This window comes from Deltaproteobacteria bacterium (assembly GCA_016874775.1).
Taxonomy (GTDB): Bacteria; Desulfobacterota; Binatia; order Bin18; family Bin18; genus VGTJ01.
On sequence record VGTJ01000337.1, the window covers coordinates 1 to 2,733 of the forward strand.

The window sequence follows — 2,733 nt, forward strand, 5'->3', positions numbered from 1 at the left end:
AGGGCTTCACATCTCGTGCTCGTTGCATCGGTCTGGCCGTGAGAGTTTGGTGCGAACAACCACGCAGCAGCTCTTGCTGTCTCTCAACCTCGGGTGTCAAGCGGCTTTACCGGAAGCTCACGATGCAACGTCCTATGTGATGAAGCTTATAGTTCTGACCCATCAGAATATTCGCGTGCTCCGCCATTTCCGTCACTGCCGAGCCATTGAACCGTCGAAGCGACCGAGCAAATCACAATTTCGCGCAGCCTCACTTTATAAAGATACACTGCAACAGAGCCGCCAATTATTCTCACCATTACGTGCGTCGCAAAATGCGACAACGCAGACGAACAATCGCACTTTCTCCTTGCCATCTGTTGTTACCCCGTCCGTCCCTGTATTTACCGCCGAGGAAGAGGGGAATCCGCGTCCCAGTTCACCACAGATGCGGCGAAAAGGTTGGCATCGGCTCCGTTCGGGAGTCTTGTGGCTACGGCACACACCGCATCGCCTCATGAGTCAATGGAAAAGCCGACGCCACGAGCGTAAATTCAGAGCAAAAGTACGCACCCTACGACGACAGGAACAAACGATTTTCCTTCGCGAGCAACACCGGATTGCAACCTCAACCCAAGCAGCGTTGTTCCTCTCTCTGGTCAGTAAGATTGACCTCAAGGCAACAACAGAACTCGCGGTGCTCTGCCAACATGTCACGAAACAGCGACGACGCAAGAAAATGACGACCGAAGATCTTTCCTGCTTCGATCAAACCTTAAGCGCGATCGAAAGCAACTACGAAACAGTGCTGACGACCGTGCAATAAGTGAGTTATCTCATGACAGAAAAAAGTGAACTTCTTGTTCCGACCCCAATAGTAGAAACCCCTGTTCCTGAACATCCTAAAGGGGCTGATCCAATCGGGTCAGAAATGCGGGTCAACGCGCCGACCCTCGATTCCCTCCCGCAGCTCCTAGCGAATGACAAGATTCCGTGGATTGACAAACGGAGAGCAACAAAAGAGTTTCTCCGCAAGGAGATTATCCTCCTCAAGGAACAAATGGATCGTGCGGTGAAGGTCGAAAAAACTCGACTCGATCTCGCGACTGAAGCCGAAATTGGCCGTCTGAACACGCTCTTTGCCTTTGAAGCGCTCCGCACCCAAGCCACGATACAGAAACTTTTCCAAACCTTGGGCATGGAAGTCATGGAGAACCTTGAAGTCTTCATGATCGACTACGCCAAGCAAACCACCCGACACAAGCGAGAGATCAAACAGACCAAAGATATCGAAGGCGCGATGAAGAAACGCCTCCTTGATCGGACGGATAAATCGTTTCACCACCTGCTGGGTACGATCGAAAAAATCGTCGATAACTTGTTTGCCAAAATCGAGGTCGAGCAGAGCAAGCCAAAGTCGTAAGCTGATAGTGGTTCCGTTGAGATTTGTGTTGTCGGGGCGCCCCAATGTGGGTGCCCTTTTCCTAGGTGGCCACATGAGGGCGCCCGACAAAAATGAATCTACGTAGCAAACTGAACTCCCACTCGTCACACGCTACTCTTGTCCTCCACTGCATGGGTATGTGATAGTGCCGCCTCAAAGGAGGACACTATCGATGCGCATCAATCAACTCAAAAAGACCTTGAAGTCTGGCGGAGTCGCCCTCGGCACGCTGCTGTGGGACACACGAAGCCGTGGTGTACTACACACGCTCTCCCAAGCCGGGATGGACTACGTCATGATTTGTACTGAACACTCTGCATACAATCTTGAGACTGTCGTCGATATGGTTGCCCATGCCCACTCCGCAGGAATTTCACCAATTGTGCGTATTCCTGATTTGGATTATCAACATGTGACTCGCTTGCTCGACTGCGGTTGTCAGAGCCTCATCTTGCCACACGTCAAAAGCGGCGCAGAAGTCCGCCGCTTCATCGAAATGGCCAAGTATCATCCTGAAGGCAAACGTGGCATGGCAATTCTGATGGGCGCCAATACAGAATATGAAGATGTTGATCCCGCGGTTGCCATGAAACACGCCAACGACAACACACTGTTGAGTGTGATCGTGGAAACCAAAGAAGCGCTAGACAATATCGACGAGATTCTGACTCCAGGCATCGACCTGGTACTGGTTGGATATCAAGACCTGGCGCAAAGTCTTGGCGTTCCAGGTCAGTACGACAATCCTGACTTACGCAAAGCCCAGAGTCATGTACTACAACTCTGTAAGCAGCGTGGAATCGCCACCGCCGGAGCAGTCAACCGCCCGGAAAATATGAAAGCGGTCGTTGATAGTGGTGCACAATATCTGCTCTATGGCACCGATCTGATATTGATGCGCCGCGAAGCGCAACGCGCAGCCGAGGCCTTGGCACCGTTGCGGAAACGATAACCTTCCTAATACGTAGGGCAGGCTGTGCCTGCCTAAAAGGCAAGCGCAGCCTGCCCTGCATAAAATACCCTTTCGAACGTGTCATGCTGAGCGGAGCGAAGAATCTCGCTGAGAGACCCTTCACTTCGTTCAGAAGCTGTGGATAAATTCCGCAGAGGCCAGTGCAAAAAACGAAACCGTGCTTCGACAGGCTCAGCACGAACGGGTTAGGCGGTGGCAGGAAACAACTTACCGCAATAGTGATTGACCGGAGTGGAGAGCCTCTGCACAAGAGCAGGGATGAGAGACGAGACCATTGTGTGCTGGCTTCGGTCTAAGTATCGAAGTCTGGTCGAAGAGCTGGATGAACGCGGGCGAC

General features: G+C 52.1%; 3 protein-coding genes. All 3 read left to right on the forward strand.

Annotated features, from left to right (window positions below):
* Positions 1 to 49: 49 nt before the first annotated feature.
* The 3 genes from FJ147_28210 (at position 50) to FJ147_28220 (ending at position 2,375) form a co-directional block, all read left to right on the forward strand.
* Positions 50 to 805, forward strand: coding sequence for a hypothetical protein (locus tag FJ147_28210; GenBank protein ID MBM4259767.1), 756 nt, complete (start codon positions 50 to 52; stop codon positions 803 to 805).
* Positions 806 to 817: 12 nt separating this feature from the next.
* Positions 818 to 1,402: a hypothetical protein gene (locus FJ147_28215; protein MBM4259768.1), complete on the forward strand. Its 585-nt coding sequence runs from the start codon at positions 818 to 820 to the stop codon at positions 1,400 to 1,402.
* A 193-nt stretch (positions 1,403 to 1,595) separates the two neighbouring features.
* On the forward strand, positions 1,596 to 2,375 hold the full coding sequence (locus tag FJ147_28220; protein MBM4259769.1) for a 2-dehydro-3-deoxyglucarate aldolase: 780 nt from the start codon (positions 1,596 to 1,598) through the stop codon (positions 2,373 to 2,375).
* The last annotated feature ends 358 nt before the right edge of the window (positions 2,376 to 2,733 follow it).